The organism is Saccharospirillum impatiens DSM 12546 (assembly GCF_000423605.1).
Taxonomy (GTDB): domain Bacteria; phylum Pseudomonadota; class Gammaproteobacteria; order Pseudomonadales; family Natronospirillaceae; genus Saccharospirillum; species Saccharospirillum impatiens.
The window spans coordinates 75780-97597 of record NZ_AUIH01000012.1; the positions used below are offsets into that span (position 1 = coordinate 75780).

General features: G+C 57.3%; 19 protein-coding genes. 7 read left to right on the top strand and 12 right to left on the bottom strand.

From position 1 onward, the window contains the following. Positions 1–20: 20 nt before the first annotated feature. The gene (locus G565_RS0110340) at positions 21–1985 is read right to left on the bottom strand and encodes a hypothetical protein (RefSeq protein WP_028670859.1); all 1965 of its coding nucleotides are present in this window, start codon (positions 1983–1985) and stop codon (positions 21–23) included. After that, positions 1975–2292, bottom strand: coding sequence for an antibiotic biosynthesis monooxygenase family protein (locus tag G565_RS0110345; RefSeq protein ID WP_028670860.1), 318 nt, complete (start codon positions 2290–2292; stop codon positions 1975–1977). Before G565_RS0110345 ends, G565_RS0110340 begins: the two co-directional genes overlap by 11 nt. Positions 2293–2689: 397 nt before the next feature. Between G565_RS0110345 and G565_RS0110350 the strand changes: the two genes are divergently transcribed. After that, the gene (locus G565_RS0110350) at positions 2690–3874 is read left to right on the top strand and encodes a WD40/YVTN/BNR-like repeat-containing protein (protein ID WP_028670861.1); all 1185 of its coding nucleotides are present in this window, start codon (positions 2690–2692) and stop codon (positions 3872–3874) included. Between the two features lie 4 nt (positions 3875–3878). Next, entirely contained in the window at positions 3879–4157 is a 279-nt protein-coding gene (locus G565_RS0110355; protein WP_028670862.1) for a MoaD/ThiS family protein, read from the top strand. A 346-nt stretch (positions 4158–4503) separates the two neighbouring features. Here G565_RS0110355 and G565_RS0110360 read toward each other — a convergent pair whose 3' ends face one another. Next, positions 4504–5061, bottom strand: a complete 558-nt coding sequence (locus G565_RS0110360) for a hypoxanthine-guanine phosphoribosyltransferase (protein ID WP_028670863.1) — start codon at positions 5059–5061, stop codon at positions 4504–4506. A gap of 137 nt (positions 5062–5198) precedes the next feature. Here G565_RS0110360 and G565_RS0110365 point away from each other — a divergent pair, with 137 nt between their 5' ends. Beyond that, a complete protein-coding gene (locus tag G565_RS0110365; RefSeq protein ID WP_028670864.1) occupies positions 5199–5708 on the top strand; it encodes a dihydrofolate reductase in 510 nt (169 codons plus the stop codon). 3 nt (positions 5709–5711) lie between these two features. On the opposite strand, the gene G565_RS23755 is transcribed toward G565_RS0110365, so the two are convergent. After that, on the bottom strand, positions 5712–6938 hold the full coding sequence (locus G565_RS23755) for a multidrug effflux MFS transporter (protein WP_051207754.1): 1227 nt from the start codon (positions 6936–6938) through the stop codon (positions 5712–5714). A 114-nt stretch (positions 6939–7052) separates the two neighbouring features. After that, positions 7053–8201, bottom strand: a complete 1149-nt coding sequence (locus G565_RS0110375) for a response regulator (protein WP_028670865.1) — start codon at positions 8199–8201, stop codon at positions 7053–7055. A gap of 135 nt (positions 8202–8336) precedes the next feature. Between G565_RS0110375 and G565_RS0110380 the strand changes: the two genes are divergently transcribed. After that, positions 8337–10028 (top strand): diguanylate cyclase, encoded by a 1692-nt coding sequence (locus G565_RS0110380; RefSeq protein WP_028670866.1) that lies wholly within the window; start codon positions 8337–8339, stop codon positions 10026–10028. On the opposite strand, the gene G565_RS0110385 is transcribed toward G565_RS0110380, so the two are convergent. The 6 genes from G565_RS0110385 to G565_RS23765 form a co-directional block, all read right to left on the bottom strand. Further along, complete coding sequence (locus tag G565_RS0110385) at positions 9970–10362, bottom strand: response regulator (RefSeq protein WP_028670867.1); 393 nt, start codon at positions 10360–10362, stop codon at positions 9970–9972. The genes G565_RS0110380 and G565_RS0110385 overlap by 59 nt on opposite strands. A 94-nt stretch (positions 10363–10456) precedes the next feature. Next, complete coding sequence (locus G565_RS26010; RefSeq protein WP_028670868.1) at positions 10457–12955, bottom strand: GAF domain-containing protein; 2499 nt, start codon at positions 12953–12955, stop codon at positions 10457–10459. A gap of 62 nt (positions 12956–13017) precedes the next feature. Further along, the gene (locus G565_RS0110395) at positions 13018–14079 is read right to left on the bottom strand and encodes a Leu/Phe/Val dehydrogenase (protein ID WP_028670869.1); all 1062 of its coding nucleotides are present in this window, start codon (positions 14077–14079) and stop codon (positions 13018–13020) included. Positions 14080–14357: 278 nt separating this feature from the next. Further along, positions 14358–14828: a Spy/CpxP family protein refolding chaperone gene (locus G565_RS0110400; protein WP_157600050.1), complete on the bottom strand. Its 471-nt coding sequence runs from the start codon at positions 14826–14828 to the stop codon at positions 14358–14360. A gap of 235 nt (positions 14829–15063) precedes the next feature. Next, a complete protein-coding gene (locus G565_RS0110405) occupies positions 15064–15732 on the bottom strand; it encodes a response regulator (protein WP_028670871.1) in 669 nt (222 codons plus the stop codon). Further along, positions 15729–17138, bottom strand: coding sequence for an ATP-binding protein (locus G565_RS23765; RefSeq protein WP_051207756.1), 1410 nt, complete (start codon positions 17136–17138; stop codon positions 15729–15731). The genes G565_RS0110405 and G565_RS23765 overlap by 4 nt, the downstream gene beginning before the upstream one ends. Before the next feature lie 200 nt (positions 17139–17338). Between G565_RS23765 and chrA the strand changes: the two genes are divergently transcribed. Then, positions 17339–18529: a chromate efflux transporter gene (gene chrA / locus G565_RS23770; RefSeq protein WP_084649325.1), complete on the top strand. Its 1191-nt coding sequence runs from the start codon at positions 17339–17341 to the stop codon at positions 18527–18529. 50 nt (positions 18530–18579) lie between these two features. Here chrA and soxR read toward each other — a convergent pair whose 3' ends face one another. Next, a complete protein-coding gene (gene soxR, locus G565_RS0110420; protein WP_037338702.1) occupies positions 18580–19020 on the bottom strand; it encodes a redox-sensitive transcriptional activator SoxR in 441 nt (146 codons plus the stop codon). A gap of 369 nt (positions 19021–19389) precedes the next feature. Here soxR and G565_RS0110425 point away from each other — a divergent pair, with 369 nt between their 5' ends. Beyond that, positions 19390–20232, top strand: a complete 843-nt coding sequence (locus G565_RS0110425; protein ID WP_028670873.1) for a helix-turn-helix domain-containing protein — start codon at positions 19390–19392, stop codon at positions 20230–20232. Between the two features lie 557 nt (positions 20233–20789). Beyond that, positions 20790–21815: a TRAP transporter substrate-binding protein gene (locus G565_RS0110435; RefSeq protein ID WP_028670874.1), complete on the top strand. Its 1026-nt coding sequence runs from the start codon at positions 20790–20792 to the stop codon at positions 21813–21815. The last annotated feature ends 3 nt before the right edge of the window (positions 21816–21818 follow it).

Genomic DNA, 21818 nt, shown 5'->3' on the forward strand with positions numbered 1-21818 from the left:
ACTTACCGCGCCTGGCGCGGTCACTGCTCAGACTGTGCCGCCCAACTGGCATGGCCCAGCTCCATGATATAAGCCACTTCTGTATCAGGCACGGCAGACAGGTCGCCCAGCTCCAGAGTATCGTAGTGGAAGGCGTAAAGTCGGGACGCGAATTCGGCAATGGGCAAGGAAGCTTCGCCCCGAAACTCGCCATTGCCCCGGGTAGAGCAATGAATTCCCTGGCCCCAGTCCTGACCGCTGTCGTTATTGGGGTTAAAAAAGTAGACGCGCATTTCCTCGTGGGGGCTCAACCCGACCCTCAGAATATTGATGGCGTGGCGGCCGACAAAACGGGCAGCGCTATCGGTCACCGCAATGCCAGCAGGCTGAGCATGTATGACGGTCATATTGCCGTTGTAGTATGGGTGGTAGCTGGCGTAAAAGTGGCGGATAAAACCTTCATAGTCGGTCACCTCACCTGTGTGTATATCCGCCACCACACGAAAGCCGTGGCTTACCCACCAACCATAGAATTCCGGGTTGATCCAACGGTGAGCATCGTCATCACGGCTTTCGCACTGGCGCCACATCTCGCCATACAGGCGATCGAGGTGGGGAATCAGGATCAGCGATACCGGGTCGACATCGATGGGCGTTCCCTTTACCAATCCGGGTTCCAGGTTTCTGGAAGAAACATTTTGGCCCTCGAAGCGGCTCAGCACTTCGTTGTCGCGAGCGGCCCAGGCCAGTACCTGGAGCAAGTAATCGGCCTCTCCGGAAGCCCACACCGACAGACCAATGGCCGACTGACACGTCGGGTTGTTACCCTGCCCGACACCCAGCGGCTGACCCAGGAGGTTAATAACACCAGCGAGCAGAAAAACCCGGGGGGGTCGGGCATTGCCAAACGCTTCTTGCAAGGTGGTATCGGTCTCAGGAGACAGGCGAAGTTTGATCTGTCGCCACAACGCCTGGGCAACAGACGGTGTAAACAGTGATCCTCGCTCAAGCATCATGGTGAGGCCATAAACCGCCTGACTGGTCTGCGGGTAGATGGCTTCGTCGATCAGCGCGTGAACCAGTTCGGTATAGCAATAGAGGTCGTCCTGACCGGTCATGGTCAGCCCCAGAATAACGGGAATCAGATCGTTCCGGTCACTGGCGCGCAGGAATCTAAGCATTACCGCATGGTATGCGGAGGCGAGACCGGTGTCGTGCATACTGCGCGCAAAGCTCACTGCTTCGGTTTTGAGCTTTGCGTTGTCCATCTGCATCAGGCGCTGCTCATAAATCGACAAGCCCGGGTCTTCTGCGCTGGCAGGCGTGGGCGAAAAAAGCGCCTTGACCAGACGAGTTGCATCAGCATTTTCTGTGGTTTTTATTTCCGGATCGTAAAGGCATTTGGCGATCTGGTTAATCATTTCACAGATACTTTCAACCTGAACCGGGCCCTGGTCCAACAACCGCCAGACTTCTGCCACCAGGCTATCGAGCAGGCTCTCATAGCCGAGGTGGGAAATCAGGTATTGGTAGAGGCCCTGAACGATGGGCCCCAGTTGCTTCGGCCGCTCCCGGTCGGCTTCCGTGAGTTGGCCAGACAGCAAATCCAGGTTCAACGCCATCACCTGGGTCAGAAAATTGCGGGCTTGCTCTGCGGATATACCGGGGTGGAAGTAATCGCCCCGGGTAACGGCCAGCATGCGCAGCTCGCTGATGACTTCGACCACCGTCGTAACAGCCCCGGCTTCGCGCAGAGAGTGCTTGGCCAGTGCCGGCTGGAGGATCCCTGGCTGAGCCCAATCGCTGGTGCCAAAGATACCGGCAGATTCCAGCGAGCGGACGCGCCGGTACAGCGTGTCAAAGCCACCCTCTAGTTCCATCAACAGTCGCGCACGTTCCAACAGCGCCAGGCTCGATGCCTGGGCATCGGAACTTCGCGCTCTGCCGAAGTCTGCCAATGCAGCGTCAAACAGCTTTGACGCCTGCTCAAGAGTGCTAACAGCCATAATCACGTTCAACCTTTGAGATTCTCACCTTGAAAGACGAGTACCACCTTTCATGACCGAGCCGCTGAGCTTCCTGATGCTCAACATGGGATTTCCAGTGCCGGATTGATTCAAGGTCGGACCAGTAGGATACGGTAATGCCAACCCCTTCTCTGGCTGACTCTATACCCTGGAAGCCGGGTTGTTTTGACGCGAGCTCAACCATTCTGTCAGCCCGGTCTGCATAGCCCTGATCACCTTCCGTTCTAATAGACGTAAAGATGACCGCGTAGTAGGGCGGTTCGGGTGTTCTGGCAATGAATGACACAGGGTCTCCTTAGAGTACATGACGCGACAGTCAACCGGGCTTGTTGAAGACTTCAGGGCGCTTTGCCTATCCACTTCCAGCCTCTCTCAGTGTTACATGAAGCCATTGTTCAGAGGCAGTTACAAATTGAATCCGTTTTACTGGCAGTGACGGCTTGCAGATTTATTCTGCATGCTCAAAACACAACGCCGGGGTTCGCCAAAAGAGAGCCCGGGAGGGACCCATGTACTTGCCATTTTGTCTGTAGGTTCCAGAGATTGTTTTTTTGGGTTTCGGTGTCTAAATTGAGGGCTCCCACCCGACTCTACCGCAGTACTGGCGTTTGCGGTCGATGTCGGGATTCAACAGTGCCGCAGTCCGGTTGTTAGTGCACGAGCAACACAATGAGGGCAAGGCAATGAACAACACGATTCTACTCGGTACCCGCAAGGGTACGGTTATCCTCGACCGGACGGCGACGGGCTGGGCCGCGCGCCCCATACTGCACGCTGGTGTCCCCGTCTGCTACGCCACCCGTGATCCTCGGGATGGCACCCTCTGGGCTTCACTGGACCATGGCCACTGGGGCCCCAAATTATCCCGTTCGCGAGACGACGGCGCTACCTGGGAAGACCTGAGCACCCTGAAATACCCCGAAGGCGCGCGACACATCCTGCAATACCTGCCCACACCCGATTTCGACCCGGAAGCGCCCACCGGGCAACCCGACTATGCCGATGCGACGGTATACAAGATCTGGGTCATCGCCTTTGGCAGCGCAGACCAGCCCGGGCGACTCTACGCCGGGACCATTCCCGGCGGCCTCTTTGTCAGCGATGACGGCGGCGATAGCTGGACGCTGAACCGACCATTGTGGAACCACGAGAGTCGGGGTGGCGACCTCTTTGCCGGCGATGCCACCAGCGAAACCCACTGGGGCGGCACACCCGCCAGCGTCGACTATGGCGTGTTTGAGCCCGGCATTCATTCCATCCTGGTTGACCCGAAGGACCCGAACCACATTCACGTGGCGGCCTCCTCTGCCGGTGTGCTCGAAACCAGAGACGGTGGCCAGACCTGGGCCGGGCGCAACACCGGCATGCTGATGGATTACCTGCCCGAACCGGCGGCCGACTGGGGGCATGACCCGCACTACATCACGCAATGCCCGGGCCAGCCCGAGCACCTGTGGCAACAGAACCACTGCGGCGTTTTCTACAGCGAGGATGGGGCGAACCATTGGCAGAAAGTCAGCGTGCCGGAAGCCGGCGTGCATTTTGGTTTCCCGATCGCGGTGGATGATCACGACGGCCGCACCGCCTGGGTCGTGCCAGCCCGGGCCGATGCCGAACGGATGGCCATCGATGGCGGCCTGTTCGTCGCCCGCACCACCGATGGCGGCCAAACCTGGGAACCCCTGCGCAAGGGCCTGCCACAGGAAAACGCGCACGACATCGTGCTCAGGCACGGCCTGGACAGTTCAGGCGACTGCCTCTGTTTTGGCAGCACCACCGGCAATGCCTATGTCTCGGAAGACCGTGGTGACACCTGGCACTGCCTGGGCAATAACTTCCCGCCCATCTACTCCGTTCGGTTCGGGTGACTCAATGCCAACGGTAAAAATGACATCGCATCTCTATCGGTTTTTCCCGCAATTACAGAACCAGCCGGTTACGGTTCCCGCGGGCCCTGTCGGTAACGCGTTACACACCATCAACGAACAGGCCCCGGGCTTCACCGACTACATTCTCGATGACCGCGGCGCCTTGCGACGGCATGTGAAACTCTGTATTAACGACACCATCGTGATCGATCGCAAAGCACTGACCGACCAGTTGAAAGCAGAGGACACCCTGTTTATCTTTCAAGCGTTGAGTGGAGGGTGAGCCAGACTGCTGGCTGACGCAGAGTGAACGGTGATGGGTCCGGAGTTTGTTCTACTTCCTGTCACCCAGGGGGACTGGCTTCCTACGTTGTTGGTGCCAGGAGTTGACTCTGCACCAGGCTCGAACCGGGGTCGGGTTTCTCAGCAGGCAGGGATGCCTGCGGTAGGGCTTGGGGGCATGGATGCCCCTGCAAGACCGGGCGAAAGCCGGTACCGGTTCGGGCCGGGTTGAGGCTAGAGGTGGGTACAGCGGTTGATGATGCAGCCCCAAGGCCCTTCGACAGGCTCAGGGCTGTGGAGGGTTTTAGGCTCAGGGCGAACGCTGGTGGCCTTGGTTTGCGGGCCTGTTAGAGCCCTTTCACCGCATAAATGCCGGGGGCGTTACGCCAGTAGCCTTTGTAATCCATCCCGTAACCGAACACATAGCGATCTGCGCATTGCAGGCCGATGTAATCGGGGATGATGTCGGGGCGGGCTTTGCGGTTATGTTGCTTGTCGACCAGGACCGCGATGTGGATCTCGGCGGCGCCTTCTTTGTGTGCGTGGTCGACAATGGCACCCAGAGTAGAGCCTTCGTCGTAGATGTCATCGACAATGAGGATAGCCCGGTCTTTTAGCGACTGCTGTGGATAAGTGCGCCATTCAAGATCGGCCCCGCGGGTTGCATCGCGGTAACGGGTCGCGTGCAGGTAACTGATCTCCAGTGGGAAACCGAGCTTGGTAACCAGCTTGCCGGTCAGCACCAGGCCGCCATTCATCACACTGAAGACAATGGGGTTCTTCTGGGCCAGGTCCTGGGAAATGCCGACCGCCATGTTATCGATGGCTTGCTCGACCTGCGCCTCTGTAAACAGGCAATCAGCTTCATTCCAAACTTGCTGGATATCAGACGGGATGGCGGTCATTGCTGCCTCTGTGGTCAGGTTTTAAACGGGGGCGAACTTTAGCGGCTACTTGAGTGCGGCGCAAGTGGAGCGACAGACTGTTCACTGTTCGGTAGTATAGTCGCTGATTTTTAAGACGAATAGTGACGGAGAACGCAATGCGCATCGCGCTGATCTGGGCCATGGCCCGCAACGGCGTTATCGGCCGGGATAACAAACTGCCCTGGTATCTGCCCGAAGACCTCAAATACTTCAAACGCGTCACCACCGGCAAGCCCGTTATCATGGGCCGCAAAACCTACGACAGCATTGGTCGGCCGCTGCCCAACCGCACCAACATCGTGGTCACCCGGGATGCAAACCTCTCACTGGAAGGCGTGAAAGTCGTCACCAGCCTGGATGCCGCCCTGGAGCTGGCCCGGGCCGAATCGGTGATCAGCGACGTCGAGGAAGTGATCGTGATGGGCGGGGCTGAGATTTATGCCCAGGCGCTGCCGTATGCCGACCGGCTGTATGTCACCCGGGTGCATGCCGAGGTTGACGGCGATGCGGTTTTCCCGCCCATCGACCTGGACGCCTACCAGGAGCTGGCGCGGGAAGACTTCAAAGCCGAAGGCCCCAACCCGTACGACTACTCCTTTGTCGTCTACGAGCGGCCGGACGCCTGACCCCTACTCCTCAATAAAGCCGTTCAGGCCCATCCAGGTGCAGAACAGGGACGCACTGCCGAACAGGGTGAAGCCTGCCACGAGCGGAATCAGGGTATCGTTAAAAAACAAACCGACCAGGTAAGACAGTGGCACTGAGATAAAGCTGGTCAGCGAGCCGATCAAGGCCGCCCCGAGCCCCGCCACCTTGCCCAGTGGCTGCATCGCCATGGCATTCAAATTGCCAAACAGCAGGCCGACCGAGAAAAAACCACTGGCGCCGAAAACCATGAATTGCCAGATCGGTGGCAGCCCGCCCTGCAGCAGTGCCAGCACCCAGAGTATGGCAAAACAGCCGATAAATCCGAACAGGGCCAAATAGCTGATCCGCCGGGTGCCAAAGCGCATGACCAATCGGCTGTTCACGTAAGACGCCACGCCAATAGAGCCCGCCAGAGCGGCGAAGTACAGCGGGAAACGGTCGCCCACATCGTACAGCTCCTGATAAATCGCTTGCGCTGAACTCAGGTAGGTGAGAAAACCGCCGAAGATAAAGCCCGCCGCCGCAGTGAACCACATGGTGCTGCGCGTGGTCAGCACAATCCAGCCATTGCGGAACAGCACCGCCCATAAAAAAGGCTTACGCTTGTCTTTGGGCAGGGTCTCCGGGTGACGCCACCCAAACCAAACGGTAATGATCAGTGCCAGGCCAATGAATACCGCGAAGATCATCCGCCAGTTGGAGAGTTTCACCACCAGCTGACCGATCGCCGGCGCAATCATCGGCACAATGATGAACACCATCATGATGAACGACATCACCTGCGCCATGGCCCGACCAATGTAACGGTCACGGATGATCGCGACCGACACGATGCGGGGCCCGGACACCCCAAACCCCTGCACCAGGCGCCCGAACAGCATCCACTCCAGCGACTGCGCCTGCATGGAAATCACCGAGCCGACGGTGAAGCAGATTAGCCCACTGAAAATCGAAGGTCGCCGGCCGATGACGTCTGACAAAGGCCCGTAGAACAACTGACCAAAGGCCATACCCAGCACCAAAAAGGTAATGATCATGTGCGTGCGGGCCACGTCGGTAATGCCCAGGTCTGCGGCAATGGCGGGCATAGCCGGCAACATGGCATCCATGCTGAGCGCGACCAGAGAGGTCATCAACGCCATTAGGGTCACAAATTCGGGCAGGCGCATCTCGGAACGGGCGGTGTTCGCCGAAGGAGCGGAGGTCATGACAGGTCAATCCAGAACAGGTCTGCGGCAGGAGTGCCAGCGACACAAACGCGCAGTTTACCACGCTTTAATACGCCCAATGGGCTGCAAGCCAACTCCGTGACTAATGGCGGTTCAGCCGCTTGCATCCAAACCCAGAACTCGCTGCAAGCGCAGCACTTTTTCGGGCCTGGCGTCGGGCAATGCCAGTTCCCCGGCCAGGTGCATCAGCAGCAAATCCCGACGGACGGTATCCGGTGGTAAATAATAGGCAGCGCCGATGAATTCACGCATCTGCAATGGCAGTTGCCAGCTTAGCTTCACCGCATTGCCATACTGTGAAGCGAATAGGGGTACACATCGATCAAGCATCGTTTCATCTGGCGGACTGGTCGGGTTGGGGTGCTGCTCCATCACATCCAGCACTGCAAACTCTCCCAACCGGTACAACAGGCCCGCCGTGTAATAGGGTGCAGGGTCCAGTCTGAGTCGCGCGGCGAGCTTGGCGGCGGCCTCGGCAACGCGCTGGCTTTCTTCAGCGTAACGTTTCATGGCGTTTCGAACAGCGGGCGTTCGGCTTCCCGAGTTCTGGTTCAGCAACAACGCACTCACCTGTGCAATCGCCATCGACACGCCCATGGTCGCTATCGACTCCAGTAAGGTGGACACTGTGCGACCATGACGTCGCATTTCACTGCCGTTGGCGACGCTGAGCAAACGGGAGGTTATGATGACATCGTCCTGCCACAATCTGGCCAGTGACTTGGCTGTTGGTAACTCTTCCTGCCATTGCAAAGTCAGTACTTTTTGCGCCTCTGGCAGTAAGGTCAAATGATCCAGGTTGTTCGCCTGTTCGTTCAACCAGCCAATCCAGTCCGTTGGCTCCCGGGCAACACCGAGTGACTCTGCCTGCGGAGTCACTGACGGGAAGAACGGCGTCAGCCTTGCCATCACATCATCGGGCGTGAAGGGTTTTACAATATAACCATTTAAGCCAGCACGGTGGCTTGCGATCACCGAGTGTCGATCACCCCGACCGGTTACCATGACAATGGGAACCTTGCCGTTCTGTTTGCGGATGCGACGAGCCAGATCAAGCCCGGAGTCGATGCCTTGCAGGTTCCAGTCGCAGAGCACCAGATCCATTGGTGTACTGCACCACAGTGACCAGGCCGAACCCGAATCGTCGGCTTCAAACATCGACAAGCCGTTGCGGATACTGCCGACAATGGTCAGCAGCAACTCACGCATCAACGGGTCGTCTTCTACAATTAAAATGTTCATAAATGCCGCGCACTGCCTATTACCCACCGGGTAAGCTAGACTAACGTGGATAAAGGTTCAAAGCCATGCGACACCCGCCGTAGGGATGTTCGATGAGCCCAGTCCCGTCAAGACTTGTACGTAAACGAGGTAACCATGGCGTCCAAAGAGGTAACCGCAAAACTCGATGCTCTGCGACTTCAGTTTCAACAACGCTTGCCGGCTGAATACGACAGCCTGACTGAACTCTGGGACCGCTGGGTGAGGCTCGGACAGGAGTCGGAGCGACACTCATTACTGCGCCAGATTCATACCCTCAAGGGCAACAGCGGTACCTTTGGTTTCCATGATTTGAGTCAACGCGCGGCTCGGCTGGAGGCGACGCTGGATGCCCGCCAGCACAACCAGCTATCGGCGACGGACTGTTTTGCCGAATTGCAGGCCGAATTGCAGGCCACGTTGACGCCCGACACTGCTCGCGACCGCGGCACGACTGCGGCGAAAGCGTCTGTGGCAGCGCCCATGCCAGCCACACCCTACCCCGCAATGTCAGTACCGGTAAAACGGCCGCAATTGGCTTACGTTACCGAATCCGAGGCAACCACTGACCAGGCATTGCTGAACAACCTGATGGTTCAGGGCTATGAAGTGATTCAGGCATCGCTTTCAAGTCAGGCGGCGCAACTGCCCGAATGGGTGCTGCTGGATCTGGCCGAAAGCCAGGGGTCGGTGCGTCGCTTTCTGGCGCCGATTCACCGTTGGCTCAGGCAGGGATTTGAGGTCATAGTGCTGATCGATGAGCTGGACTTTCAAGCGCAACTGGCCCTGGTACGTGCCGGTGTGACGCACTGTCTGATGCGGCCAGTATCAGTGGACCAACTGTTGCGGCTGATCAAACCCGGAATGGGCCACGCGCCGGAATTCCAGGGGCGTGTTTTGCTCATGGACGATCAGGAACAGGTCATGCGCTATTACCAGACACTGCTGGAAGCCTCGGGGCTAAAGGTACAAACCGAAAGTGAGCCGGCGCGCATTTTCCGGCAGATCGAACAGTTTAACCCGGATATACTGTTGCTCGACATCAACATGCCCAAGGCAACCGGCCCTGAGGTTGCCCGGGTTTTACGTTTGCACGAACGCTTTGAAACGCTGCCCATTCTGTTCCTGACCGGTGATCACGATCAGGCAACGCAGCGCAGTGATTTGCTCAACATCGGCTCGGATGATCTGCTGTACAAGGGCATGGATGAAACCGAGCTGGTGCAACTGATAACAGCCCGGGCCGAACGAGCGAGGCAGTTGAGCGACCTGGTCAACCGGGATGCATTGTCCGGTCTGAACAACCACGGTGCCGTGCAACTGGCCTCCGAGCAGGCTTTTGCCAGAGCCCAGCGCAAGCACATGCCCAGCAGTCTGGTGATGCTGGATCTGGACAATTTCAAGGCGGTGAACGATACCTACGGACACGACTCCGGTGATCAGGTCATTCGCACGTTGTCGCAACTGTTGCTCGCCCGATTTCGCGGCACCGACACGGTCGGGCGGTATGGCGGTGAGGAATTCGTGATTCTACTGCCCGGTACAGCGCCTGACACAGCCAAACAACTCACTGAAGAACTGCTCGCTGACATGTCGGCAATGACGTTCGCGACATCAGCAGGCAGCTTTAGAGTCACCTTCAGTGCGGGCATCAGCGACGCTCAGGGGCACAGTAGTCATCTGGCGCAATTCAAGGCCGCCGATGAAGCGCTATACCAGGCCAAACATACGGGCAGGAACCAGGTAGTGATCAGCCCCCCGCCGCCTGAGACTGATCCCACAGCTGACGCACCTGATCAGCCAGCGTAAGCGGATCAAAGGGTTTGGGAATAACACCGATCGCACCAAGCGCCTGATACCCGCTGATTTCATCGGGTTGGCACCTGGCGGTCATAAACACGGCAGGCACTTCGCTCATACCGGGTAGCGTGCGCAACCGACGCAGGGTTTCGGGTCCATCCAGATCCGGCATCATGACATCGAGCAAAATCAGATCCGGAATACACTCCTCCACCACCGCCAGGCATTCCCTGCCCGAGGTGCACTGGGTAATATTCAGGCCGCCCACGGTCGCCAGCGCCAGTTCAGCAATGGCGCGGATGTCCGGGTCATCTTCCACGTGCATAATATGGTTCAGAGGCATTGCCTGGCGTCTCTTCGTTCAACAGGTTGGTGTGGCACTCTAACCACTCTTAGCTCTCAGCTCTCAGCTCTCAGCTAAATCAGGATACCGCGTTTTACGCTCGTGGCACCACTACGCGAAACTCGGTCAACCCCGGCTCGGATTCAAAACCGATCTCGCCACCCATGGTTTGCATGATGCTCTGGCTGATCGCCAGCCCAAGGCCAGTGCCACCTTTTTGCCCGCTATCCCGGTTATCGGCCTGGCTAAAACGCTGGAATATCTGCGGTTTAAAACTGTCTGGAATACCCGGGCCACGATCCCTAACCGTTATGGCGACACTGCTGTTACTGGCAACCACGCCTATAGTTACCGTCTCGCCTTGCGGCGAAAACTTGATCGCGTTGGACAGCAGGTTGGCCATCACCTGTTCGAACCGGTGTGCATCCACCCGGACCTTAACCGGGGGCACCCCATCAACCACTACACGGATTTTATGCAGTTGCGCGTATCCCGCTATGTTGTCTGCTGTGGTGCTCAGCAATTGCTGAACAGAGGTCGGCTGCAGGTCAAACGGCATGCGCCCGGCGATGAGTTTGTCCATGTCCAGCAGGTCGTTGACCAGCAGAATCAGCCGATCGGCGTTTTTAAGAGCGACGCTGACCATCTTGCCTGCGGGCTCGGGCAGCTCGCCCAAGTGCCCGGCTTCCAAGAGTTTTAACGATCCGGATATCGAGGTCAGCGGAGTACGCAACTCATGGCTCACTGATGAGACCAGCTCACTTTTCAATCGCTCAATACGACGCTGATCGCTGATGTCCTGGTAGACCGTCCAGAGCAATTGGGTGCCATCAGCTTCCAATACTTGCAGACCGATGACCATCACCGGGTATTTATGTCCGTCCCGGTGCCGCACTTTGGCCTCTACCGGGCCAAACGGCTCTTTCTTGTCCGGTGCCCGGAACCCCTGTTGATCAATCACTGTGCTCAGGCTCGACGACAAGTGTCGTTGGTTCATTGCCAGCAACTGGACTCGGCTGTAACCACTTTGCGTCACCAGAGCATCATTAACGGCGAGAAACTGGCCGCTGACCAGATCCGTCAACGAAATACCCAGTGGTGACAGATCAAACAGTACGCGTAACCGGGCTTCACGCTGCTGCAGCTGGCGCTGGTCCTGTGCGCGCTCTAGGGCTGCCTCAATCCAGCGCCCCAACAGGCGGACAAAAGCCAGATCGGTTTCATCCAGTGGGGCTGACTTTTTATGTGAGGCGGAAAAATTCAGAGTCCCATAAACGGTTGAGCGAACCTGCAGTCGAATGCCAACATAGCTTTTCACACCAAAACGCAGGTAACAGGGATGTTGCTGAAAGGGGGTCCCGGTAGCCGTTTGAATGACCAACTCGCCCTCATTGTTTAGCACCAGGCTGCAAAAGGTATCGCCCAGGGCAAACTCATCCCCCGGATTCAGATCTGTGGTCGGGGGTGCCTGGCACCACTGCACGGTGTACCGGTCCTGCTCGATCCGGCTGATGATGCCAACCTCCAGACCCAGATATTCGCAACCCAGCGCAAGCGCCCGGTTAAGCCGCTCATCCAGGCTACTTTTTGCATCGGCGGCTATGTCATTCAATATGCGCAAAAACTGCAACTGTCGGCGCAGGTTCTGGCGGATGTCATGTTCTTCGGTGACGTCAATGCTGAGCCCGACCAGGCCGGTGATGTCACCGCTCTCATTGCGCAGCGGTATCTTGGATGTCCGGTACCACAAGGGATTACCCTGATCATCCGCGCCCTCATTCTCCATTTGCGACAGGGTCTCGCCCTTATCCAGCACCGCCCGGTCTTCCCGGTCCGACTGGGGAATCAAATGCGCCGGGTATAAGTCGCGATCGTGTTTGCCCAGAATGTCGGCTTCGCTGGCCAGCCCCAAATGCGCCAGTTCAGACCGGTTGGCGAGCAATTTCCGGCCGCTGCGATCCTTGACGTAAATGTTCATCGGAATGTTATCGATGATGGTGCGTAACAATCGCTCCCGGCTTTGCAGAGCCTGGTCGGTTTGCAAGCGTTTGGATTCACTGTTTTTGAGCTCGGCCAGGGTAGCCCTTAACTGAACCTGCTCAAGCTGTTCACGCCGTTGCAGTTCGGCCTCAGCCAGGCTGGCCAGGTCGGCCAACAAGTCGCGCTCTGCCAGTGTGAGTGTTCGCGGTGCCGAATCAATCAGACAAAGGGTGCCGAGTGCGTACCCGGAGTGCGACTGCAGCGGCATACCGGCGTAAAACCGGATACCCGACTCAGCGGTCACCAGGGGGTTATCGGCAAAGCGGGGGTCGGCCAGCGCATCGGGTATCTCAAACAGACCCTCCCCAAGAATGGCATGGCCGCAAAAAGACACAGTACGCGGCGTCTCTGTCGCATCAAGCCCCTGGCGCGACTTGAACCATTGTCGGTTGGCGTCGATCAGGCTGATTAATACGGTTTCAACGCCCAGCGTTCGGCGAGCGAGCCGGGTGATCCGGTCAAAGGGCGCTTCGGCGGGCGTGTCCAGAATGTCGAGGCTGTTCAGGGCAATCAGCCGTTCGCGTTCGTTGTCGGGAAAGTCGGGTGCTTGCATCAATACGGCCGTTGTGTCGGGTCACTGCTACACAGTCTAGCACTGCGCAGCGAGACTGGCTGTCATGAAACCGATTGCAACCGCTCACGAGCCATAGTGTCGGCCAGATCGCTGGTGGCGATGTTATCCCGTTCCGACCGCTCGAACAGCGCCATTAGGGTGTCGTATATGCCTTCGATATGGGTGTTCACCGTGTCCGTATTGTAGTGGCCCTGTTTTTCATAATAGACATCGATAATGCCCCCGGCGTTGATCACATAATCCGGCGCATAACACAGGCCTTTGGCATGCAACAGCTGACCGGTCTTGGCGGTGTCGAGCTGGTTGTTGGCGGCGCCAGCGATGATGCTCGCCTGCAGTTGTTCGAGCGTGTGCGGGTTCACGGTGGCACCAAGCGCACAGGGAGCAAAAATATCCATCGGCTGACGGTAGATATCATCCAGCCCAACGGCACTGGCATCCAACTCTTTTACTGCCCGCTGAACGGCGTCGGCGTTGATGTCCGTTACCACCAGTCGGGCTCCTGCTTCGGCGAGCCTTTCTGCCAGCCGGTAGCCAACATTGCCCAGCCCCTGAATGCCTACCGTCAAACCATTCAGATCGTCCCGCTTCAGGCGATGTTTAACCGCTGCCTGAATACCGAGAAAGCACCCTAAGGCTGTCGCTGGCGACGGGTCGCCGGATTTGGTATGGCCTTCCAGCGTTTGTTTGTCGTCACAGCCAGACACATGAGCGGTCACTTCACGCACGACCTTCATATCGGCCACCGACGTACCCGAATCTTCCGCGGCAATGTACTGGCCGCCAAGTCGCTGCAGAAAGCGACCAAAAGCACGCATCTGCGCCGGTGTTTTTTGCGTTTTCGGGTCGCCAATAATGACCGATTTGCCACCCCCGAGCGGTAACCGTGCCAGGGCGCTCTTGTAGGTCATGCCACGCGACAAACGCAGCACATCGGTCAGAGCATCGGCATCGTTCTGGTAGGGGTAATACCGCGTACCGCCCATGGCCGGACCGAGATGGGTATTGTGAATGGCAATAATGGCGCGCAGGCCGGATTCTGGGTCGCAGACATAGCTGACGTGTTCGTGCTGGTCGAAGTCGACATGATCAAACAGGCTCATGACGAGAGTCCTTTTTGTTGGGAGAGTGCCGGGGTCACCGGTACTGATTATTGGCATTGGGCAGTGCAACCGCCTCAGCCTTGTCGGCCCTTGTGAGGCCTTGGCATAACCTTAATTGGTCAGGCGGTTTTGTCCAGCACTATCGCCGTGTTTTAACACAGGGGTCACCCGGTCGGAGTCTGAGTTTTAACCGGCTATTGCTAGCCGATCCGGATCTGACAAACAGCAAAAAGCCCGCACTGGGCGGGCAAGGGAGTCTTGAATTTGAGCGGGGCTGGTTACTGAGCGTCGCGCGGCTGAGTGGCCTGTGCCTGGCGTTCTCCCCGGTTGTGGCTTCCTCCCCGGTGCATGCCTTTGCCGCTGCGCGCCATATGGGCTTCCAGATAGGTGGTCAGGCCGTTGACCTGATCGGCCTGCAATACCGTGCCCAGTTCATCGATCAGGGCGGTGCGGGCCTGGTCACGCAGGGCCTCTCGTTCTTCCGCTGTCGGGCGTTCGGCGTCGCTGTCACGCTGCGCACGGTGCTGATCACGCAGTTCGGTCATCTGTGTGGTCATAATGTCAACGACGTCAGCGCGCTGGTCGTCAGTCAGGTCCAACTGGGTAAAGATGTAGTCGAATCGCTCAGTCATGCGGCTAGGGTTCATCGCATCGTGGGCATAAACGGCACCGGCGCTGCCCGCCAGCGCGATAACCACGGCGGTTGCCATCAGTGATTGACGAGGGGCGTTCGAGAAAAATACTTTCATGGTCTGGCTCTCCGCTGATTGGGTCTTCTGACCCGGTGAAAACCAGTATCGACTGACACATTGCAGAAAGTGTGGAGCCACCGTGGATGACGGATTCTTTGCACTCTCAGGTTGTTGAAAATGGCCTCCTGCCTGTTTCAAAACACGTTGACCCAAAAAGTGTGATTCTTGCTTATCGGTCACAATCAATGACGTAGCCGTCATTAAATGTGCCGGACTTAACGGGGGTAAATGCTCACTCGAACTTGTAGCCGGCCCCGTAAACCGATCGTACAAACTCCTGATCCGGCGCCAAGGTTGCCAGTTTGCGACGCAGGTTTTTGATGTGACTGTCGATGGTTCGGTCGCTGACCAGGCGGCGATCCGGGTAGATGTCATCCATCAGTTGATCGCGGGTAAAAATGCGCCCCGGCTGCTTCATCAGCAATTGCAGCAAGCGCATCTCAATGGCCGTCAGTTCCGTGTCCCGATCACCATAGCGGGCGCGATTGCTGTTCTCGGCCAGCTGCAATTGGGCTGCCTGCGTGGTATCTGAGCTGTGACGGGTGCGCCGCAACACGGCCTTGACCCTTGCCACCACTTCGCGCGGGCTGAACGGTTTGCAGATGTAGTCATCGGCGCCCAGCTCCAGGCCGAGCAGGCGGTCGATCTCCTCGACACGAGCGGTCGTCATTATGATCGGTGTGTCCTGCTTGCTACGGATAGTACGGCAGAGACTGAGCCCGTCGATGCCCGGCAACATCAGGTCGAGCAGAATCAGATCGGGGGTTTCCCGGCTGAGCCAATCGATCACTTCATCGCCCCGTTCAATCAGGCTGACGTTGAAATTTTCGCGCACCAGGTAGTCTCGCAATACGGTTGCCAGCTTGGTTTCGTCTTCAACAATAAGAATGTGATCATTCATGATGCCGGGCTCCCAAAGCCAGGTTGATGTTCCGGGTGCGCAAAGACGACCGACACCACTAACCCGCCAAGAGGTGAGTGTGTGGCAGTTACCTGCCCATGGTGAGCGTCGACAATGCTGCGCACGATCGACAAGCCCAGTCCGGAACCACCGCTGGCCCGACTGCGCGAGGCGTCCACCCGATAGAGCCGATCGAACAGCAGTGCCAGGGCGTCATCGGGAACACCGGGTGCCGAGTCCGACCAGTGCACGGTAATGCCGGCGTCAGCAACCTCGACCTGCACCTGGACTCTCCCCGCCTGCCCGGCACTGCCATCGGTGTAGCGCAGGCTGTTTTGCATCAGATTACTGAACAGCTGAACCAGGCGGTTGGGGTCACCGGTAATCATCACCGGTGCGGGCGGCGCCTGTAGAGTCCAATCGAGGTGGTGGCGCGCCAACGCCAGGTCAAAGTGACCGTGAACGGTACTCAATACATCCATCAAATCGAGTTCGGTTGGCTGGTAGGTGAGCGTGCCAGCATCCCCCAGTGACAGGTCACGCAGATCATTGACCAGCCCACCCAACCGCTGAACCTCCTGAAACAGCGAGGTCAGAGTGTCGGGGTCTGGCTGGCGCACCCCGTCAAGCAAGGCTTCGATTTCAGCTTTGAGCACAGCGATGGGCGTGCGCAGTTCATGAGCGATGTCGACGATCCAGCGCTGTCGGGCCTGCTGGTTGCGCTTCAGGGTTTCAGCCAGCACATTGAAATCCTTTGCCAGATCCGCCAGTTCATCGTTGCCGCGAATGACCAGCCGATCCTGCTCACCCTCTATGTTCAGATCGCCACTGGCAAGCCGGTGAAAAGCGGTTTTTAAATCAGCCATCGGGCGCAGCAAACGCGCGGCGAAAGGTATGGCCAGTGCGGCCGACACCAGCAAGGTGATCAGTGCGATCCAGCGCAATTGCCGGCGTTGCTGGCTGGCAAACAATCGATCAAATTCAGCGCCGAGCCGCACGGCTTGCGGCACGCCCAGTGACCCTACGATGTCGCCGTTCAGTTCAATCGGCAGCCAGTATGCCCGACTCTGCAGTCGCGGATCACCGATCAGCAGGGTATTGTCGGCATCGCTCAGCAACACCGGCTCCCGACGCTGATCGCGGGGTGAGCGCCCCGGAGTGGCATTGCTGACCAACCGGTAGAATCGTATCGGCTCGCGCTGCACCCAGGCCCAACTGCCCTGGTCGGCGTAGATATCCGACAACGCCGACAACAAGGGGGCCAGCCGGCGGCTTTGCACCTGCTCAAGATAGGCCTCGAACCCCGCATCAAAAGCGCGATTGTTGGTCACTACAATCGCACTGGCCACCAGCGCATTGGCCAGCAGAATGATGAGAAACAACTTGTATCGAAGACTGATGCGCATGGTCGCCTGTCATAAATAAGGGTGTGTCTTAGCGCATTCTAGCCGCCCATTGTGCAGCCAGCATGCAAACGCCAGCGCGCGCTGCTTAGGACAACGATTGCGCTCACTGTCTTGGTTCTGTCATCTTACCGCCATAAACTGTGTCACCCATATCATAAAGCAATCGCCTGATTCCATTCATCTGAGCAGGGCATACCCGTTTGACATCCGTTAACGACTCACCAGGCAACCGTGCCTGGTTAGGAACCTGGGAAGTGTTCTGGCGCTTCCTGCTCCTCGGCTGCACCAGCTTTGGCGGCCCGGCGGCCCACCTGGGCTATTTCCGAACAACCTTTGTTGTGCGATTAAAATGGCTCAGCGATGACCACTACGCCCACTTGCTCGCGCTGAGTCAGTTTTTACCCGGGCCCGGCTCGAGCCAGGTCGGTTTTTCAATTGGCCAGCACCGGGCCGGTTTACCCGGAGGCATCGCGGCCTTTATAGGGTTTACCCTACCTTCTTTTATCATCATGACTGCAGTAGCAATGACCAGTCTCACCGCCACTGCAGCCTGGGTTCCCGGCGTTATGACGGGGTTGAAATGGCTGGCGGTCGTGGTGGTTCTGGATGCCGTCACCGGTATGTTTTCGCGCTTTTGCGCAGACAAAGCCACCCAGGCAATTGCACTGCTGACACTCGCAACGCTGGTGCTGTGGCCCGGCGTTGGCGGGCAATTGCTGGTTCTGGTACTGGCAGCACTCTGGGGCTCCCGTCGCCGGGCCGACACGCCAGGTTTGGTGCCTGACGGGACGCAAGGGCGAGTACACTGGCGATGGCTGGTCTTGTTTCTGCTGTTGGCGGTTCTTGGTGTGCCGGGTCTGCTCGGTGGTATCTGGCCCGGTTTCTATCAGGCCGGAGCGCTGGTGTTTGGTGGTGGCCACGTGGTGTTGCCGCTGTTACAGGCCACCGTGGGCGATGCCATCAGTCAGGATGCGTTTTTACTGGGCTATGCGACCGCGCAGGCGTTGCCCGGGCCACTGTTTACACTCGCCGCTTATCTGGGCGCCCTGTTGCAACCCGAAGCGCCGCTGCTCGGCGCCGTAATGGCCACGCTGGCTATATTCCTGCCAGGCTTTCTGCTGTTGCTGGCCGTACGTGATTACTGGCAATCCCTGCTGGCTCGCCCCCGCGTCAACTGTGCCGTCTCCGGCATCAATGCCGCTGTGGTAGGTTTGTTAATGGCAGCGCTATACCAGCCCGTATTTTTGCAGGGAGTGCAATTGCCCTGGCATCTGGCGCCTGTGGTCATCGGTGTGCTGCTGTTGCGCAGCCAACGTGTGCCGCTGGTGTTACTGGTGCTTGGGTTTGCTCTCAGTGGCGCTTTACTGAGCAACGTGACCCTGGCTGCCTGAAGAACGGAGTCTATGTGAGCTGTGAGCTCAATACTCGCAGCTCTAAGCTCTCAACTATCTTTCCTCTCCCACAATACCGGCCCCGGGCCTTGCTCACCAAGCGCATCGTCCGGGTTCCGCAACTGGCAGTTATCCATCGACAAACAACCGCACCCGATACAGGTGTTCAGTTCATCGCGCAGCCGCTGCAGTGAATCAATTCGCTCGGTTAACGCCTGATGCCATTGCTGCGACAGACGTTGCCAGTTGTCTTTGGTGATGTCTTGCTGATCTCCCAGCTCGCTGAGCATGTCGGCGATCTCTCTGAGACTGAAGCCCAGTCGTTGTGCAGTCTTGATGACCGCTACCCGGCGCAGCATGCGGCGATTGTAGCGACGCTGGTTGCCGGCGTTACGATGGCTCTGAATCAGGCCCTTTTGCTCATAAAAATGCAGCGTGGCCACCGACACCCCAGCCCGACACGCCAATTGGCCCACTGAAACTTCTGCCATAGGATCAGCCTTGTTCAATACGATTGGGGGTCAGATTAACGCCAACAAAACCCGAACATAACCCCGGATAGCTCTGGAATTGGCTTATTTGTGCCATGCGGTGAACAAAGCCCGCCCAGGTTATCCACAGGGGTGTCGTTTGTGTCCGCTCTGTAAACGAGGCCACATCAACGTTTGCATGAGTATTGCCCGGTAAGCACCTCATTGGCCGGATTGTTTATTGTGAAAGGATGCGCATACCGGTAGCGTCTGAGGTCTTACCGGACTACCTGGCCTGAGTTTCCTCCCCAAAAGGCGTAGCCGGCGTTTTTGTTCACCCGGATTGTTGTCCGACTGATAACACTCCAGGCCAATACCAGACTGAACACTATGACTGCAGATCAGTGCGCACCCGGGCCCAGACCGGTGGTCGACTTTGACGACATCGAATACCTGTTCAATGAAAGTGCCGGTGCCTTCATCGCCCAGGTACGCCACATGAATGACCTGAATACGCCTGCCATGACGCGATTGCTGTCCGTTTCCAAAAAGACCTATCTGGAAATGGAAAAGGGCAAACGCCAGTATCGCCTGCACATCATCAACTGGTGGTGTTTTGTGATGGGCATGTCGCCGCTGCATTTGCTGGCGCAATCAAATTACTTTGCCCACCTGCCCATCGGCGACTACCGCAACATTCGCCAGGTGCGACTCGCATCACTGCTGCAACGGGTCACACCGGAAGATTGCCTGACTACCTTGAAAAGCATGATTGACCATTGCCCGCGGCACATTGGCCGCGACGCGGATGAGTCGGTGTGTATCAACCCCAGCGAACTGGCCGGTGTCCGACCGTTTTTTTACGATACGGACTATTACAAGATGGTGGCGGAAGGCCTGCTGTTTTTCCTGCGCGACAACCAACTGACCCGGCGCGACCTGGCCCGGCACCTCAATGTGACACCGCGCACCGTTCGCCGCATCCTCTCGGGTGAAGTTACCCTCAATTTCAGCTACTACGCCCGTTTTTATCTGTCGACGGGTGTTTACCCCCTGCGCATTCTGGATGACAGCCCCTACCTGAAGATCCGATTAAAACAAGAACAGCGGCTGTGCCTGATCAACGACCTCATCGCCGGCTATGCGAGCTCACCGGACGTTCTGGATGAACTGTTGATGTCGCTGGCAAACCTGCCAGCCGATAAAGACTGGTGGCGATTGTTCGAATACTGATTTTCCCTCGAAAACACCCCCATTAGTCGGCCAGCGACAAGACTCAACAGCAGGCCAATAAACCTTCGAACACGAAAGTTTATTGTTCCCACCTATTTTCCTGATCGTTCGCTGTTCGATTATAGACTCCTGTACAAAATACGATCTAAGTTATTGAAACGAGCACCTTTTTAGTTTGCTTTAATCGTGCATGGCTCGACAGAAACAGCCGCCTTCTTTGGGGGCGATAATTTTAGGGGAATCAGCTTTTATAGCCTTTTAGGCATGATCTGGGCTGGCGTTAGCGGAGCCTTGGGCAACACCCCGGTTAATACTGTTTGAAGGCCTGACAGCGGGCTCGCTTCATTGTTGCAAGCCTCTATCATCCTGATGCTTTGAAATATTTTAACGTCCAAATCCTTGCCAGAGCCGAATTGTTTTGCCATTCTGATATAGCTCTAAAGGATTTTGGGGGTACTAAGTCGATGGATATCGGCCTGTTTCAGACCCTCAACTCTAACCAACAGAAATCCACCCGGGGTGTTCGACCAGCGCCGGGGTGAATGGAGGTTAACCGCATGAAAACATCTGCATCTGTCACCAAAATTTTGGGCATTTCTGCCCTCGCCGCTGCAACCCTGGGTGCCGCCAGCATGGCTCAGGCTGCCAATTGGCGCTACGCGCACGAAGAATATGAAGGCGATGTTCAAGACGTCTACGCCTACGCGTTCAAGGAATACATTGAAGACAATTCTGACCACACCATTCAGGTATATCGCTTCGGTGAGCTGGGCGAGTCCGATGACATCATGGAGCAAACCCAGAATGGCATTCTGCAGTTCGTGAACCAGTCACCGGGTTTCACAGGGTCGCTGATTCCGGAAGCACAGATTTTCTTCATTCCCTATCTGATGCCAACCGACATGGACACTGTGGTGACCTTCTTCCGCGAAAGTGAAGCCATCAACGAAGACTTCCCGGCACTCTATGCCGAGCAGAACCTGGAGTTGCTGCAAATGTACCCGGAAGGTGAAATGGTCGTCACCGCTGACGAGCCGATCACCGAACCGGCCGATTTTGACGGCAAGAAAATCCGGATCATGACTAACCCACTGCTGGCCTCAACCTATGAAGCCTTCGGTGCCACGGCAACCCCGCTGCCCTGGGGTGAAGTGTACGGTGCACTGCAGACCAACATGATTCAGGGTCAGGAGAACCCAATTTTCTGGATTGAATCCGGCGGTCTGTATGAAGTATCGCCCAACCTGACGTTTACCGGCCACGGCTGGTTCACCACTGCGATGATGGCCAACCAGGACTTCTACAGCGGTCTGTCCTCAGACGATCAGCAACTGATTCAGGACGCTTCGGACTATGCCTTCGAAGAAATACTGGTCCACATTGACGGCCTTGCTGACGAAGCCCTGGCAGCGATCGAAGCCGCCAGCGATGACGTCACCGTCACCCGCCTGACCGCCGAACAGATTGAAGCGTTCAAGGCCCGGGCACCTCAGGTGGAAGAGACGTTCATCGAGATGACCGGCGAAAGCGGTCGGGACCTGTTGAATCAGTTTAAGAAAGACCTCGAAGCAGTAAGCATGTAATAG